The sequence below is a fragment of the Agromyces sp. P2_B3 genome, assembly GCF_056404815.1.
The window spans coordinates 1-2,498 of record NZ_JBFUDH010000045.1 but is presented as its reverse complement, the minus strand read 5'-3'; the positions used below and the strand labels follow the sequence as shown (position 1 = coordinate 2,498).

Genomic DNA, 2,498 nt, shown 5'->3' with positions numbered 1-2,498 from the left:
ATCAACGGGCTCTACAAGACCGAGTGCATCCGCACCGATGTCTTCCACGAGGGCGCCTACAAGACGATCGACGACGTCGAGTACGCCACCGCAGCGTGGGTCGACTGGTACAACGACCGGCGGCTCCACGGGAGCCTGGGCATGCTCAGCCCGACCGAGTTCGAGCAAGCCCACTACGCTGACACAGACCTTACGAGTGGGCTGCTCAACCACCCGTAAAACACCGGCAGGAAACCCGGGGCGCTTCAGGTTGTCGAGTACCGTCCCGTGGGTGATGGGCCAGAAGGTGATGAACGCGGTGCCGGCGACGTCGTTGGTGGGTACGTATCCGCCGTCGGGCGCACCAGGGCCGGGCTCACAGCCACCGACGTCGTCAAGATCACTGAACGCCCCGAAACCTAAACCCGCTTCATCACCAGAGACGCGAGCCCAAGAGCCAAAACGAGCAGGGCGATAGCTAGTGCCGTGTTCCCCTGGACGCCGCTCTGCGCGAGCCAGACCGACGCGCTCGGCAGCGCCGGTGGTGGCTCAGCCTCCGACGCCAACTTGACCGCATCCTCGTCGGCCGCCACTGGCTCTCCGTTAGGACTCGTCGCGGTGGCCGAGGCGGTCAGGTCGATCCGGCCGGCCGCGGCATCCGCTGCGGTCGTGATGTAGGTCGCCATGCAGACGACGCTCTCACCGGGTGCAACTTCCCCCCGCGGGCACATGATCGAGGGCACTCCTCCCGAGCCGGTGAAGTTCACGCCGGTGATGCCCACATCGTGCAGGGTGACCGTGCCCGTGTTCGTGACCGTGAAGGTGTACTGCACCGGCAGTCCGGGCCCGCTCACCACCGGGTTGTCGACGGTGATGTCGAGCGCCAGGGCCTCGACCCCTTCGATCTCGACCGTGGCCGGCTCGCTCTCTGCGGAGGTGGTCGGGATCTCCAACGGCGTTGCGCCGCTTGCCGTGGCGGTGTTCACGATGGGATCGCCCGCATCGATGTCGGCCTGTGTGGTCACGTAGGTCGCGGAGCAGGCGACGTCATCGGCGGGAGCGACGGTGGTGTCCGGGCAGTGGACCTCGGAGAGGCTGCCCGTTCCGGTGAACTGGCCTTCGGTGACGACGATGTCGTGGATCGTGACGTTGCCGGTGTTGCTCACGATGAAGGAGTAGGTGATCACCTGCCCGGCTGCGGTGATAGTGTCGGGCGTCGCGCCCTTGACGACCTCGAGGTCCGGCGCCTCGGTCACGGTCACCTCCGCCGAGGACGCCTCCGACGTGCCGGAGGGCCCGTTCGGTGGCGTGCCCGAGGCGGTCGCGGTGTTCGTGACCCCGCCCGCGTCGACGTCCTCCTGGGTTAGCACGTAGGTGGCCGTGCAGGTGACGTCGTCATCGGGTGCGAGCTCGGTCGCGGGGCAGTCGATGCTCGAGAGCGTTCCCGTTCCGGTGAACAACACCTCGTTCACGAAGATTTGGGTGAGGGTCACGTTGCCGGTGTTCGTGACTACGAACGAGTACGTGATCACCTGACCGGCGTCGGTGGGATCGTCGGGAGTGCCGGACTTCACGATCGTCAGCCCCGGGTCGGGTGCGATCGTGATGGTCTCCGTGTCTGATGGCGACTCGATCGGGCCGGCCGCCGTGGTGCCGTCGGCAGTCGCGGTGTTCGCCACTGACCCCTGGTCGACGTCCGCCTGCGTGAGCTCGTAGGTCGCCGTGCAGGTCGCCGTCTCGCCGGGCAGCAGCAGGGTCAGATCGCACGCCACCGGCGAGAGCGCTCCCGAACCCGTGAACGAGCCGGCGTCGTCAGCCACCGCGATGTCGGCCACGCTGACGTTGCCGGCGTTCCGCACGAGGAAGGAGTAGGCCATGACCTGGCCCGCGTGCGTGAACGGGCCTCCGCTCGAGGTCTTGTCGATCGTCAGCGCTGGTGCGGCATCCACCGGGATTTGGGCATCGTCCTCAGGGGAGACGACCTCGTCGCCGTTCGCGTCGGTGCCCGTCGCGAAGGCGCTGTTGTCCACCCCGCCCTGGTCGACGTCCGACTGGAGCACGGTGTAGGTAGCCGTGCAAATCATCTGTTCCGCGGGCAGCAGCACCGGCGTGGCCGGGCAGTCGATCTGAAATGCCGGGCCGTTCCCGGTGAACGTGCCCTCCATGACCTGCGGGTTCGCGATCGAGACATTGCCGCTGTTCGTCACGACGAAGGAGTATGTGATCATGGTTCCAGCTAGGAAGCTCGCGGCGTCAGAGGGCGACGCGGACTTGTCGATCGACAACGCCGGGGCCTGCGGAACGGGCACCGTCACCACATCCGTCACCGGCACCGGCACCTGGTCCGCGACCGCGGAACCCGTGTTCATGACCGCGCCCGCATCGGCCTCAGCCTGCGTGACCGCATGACCCGTCGACAACACACACGTACCACCCACCGGAACCGACGCGCATGTCTGCGAAGCACCGGTCAGCGCATCAGCCACGACCACACCGGTCAACGTGATATCACCAGTGTT

2 protein-coding genes are annotated in these 2,498 nt (G+C 66.8%); one reads left to right on the top strand and one right to left on the bottom strand.

The window, feature by feature from the left end; all coding sequences use genetic code 11:
• Positions 1–219 (top strand): integrase core domain-containing protein (locus AC1DZA_RS20080; RefSeq protein ID WP_476774047.1); only part of this gene is annotated, 219 nt, incomplete at its 5' end.
• A gap of 179 nt (positions 220–398) precedes the next feature.
• On the opposite strand, the gene AC1DZA_RS20075 is transcribed toward AC1DZA_RS20080, so the two are convergent.
• On the bottom strand, positions 399–2,486 hold the full coding sequence (locus tag AC1DZA_RS20075; protein ID WP_476774093.1) for a DUF7507 domain-containing protein: 2,088 nt from the start codon (positions 2,484–2,486) through the stop codon (positions 399–401).
• Between the last annotated feature and the right edge of the window lie 12 nt (positions 2,487–2,498).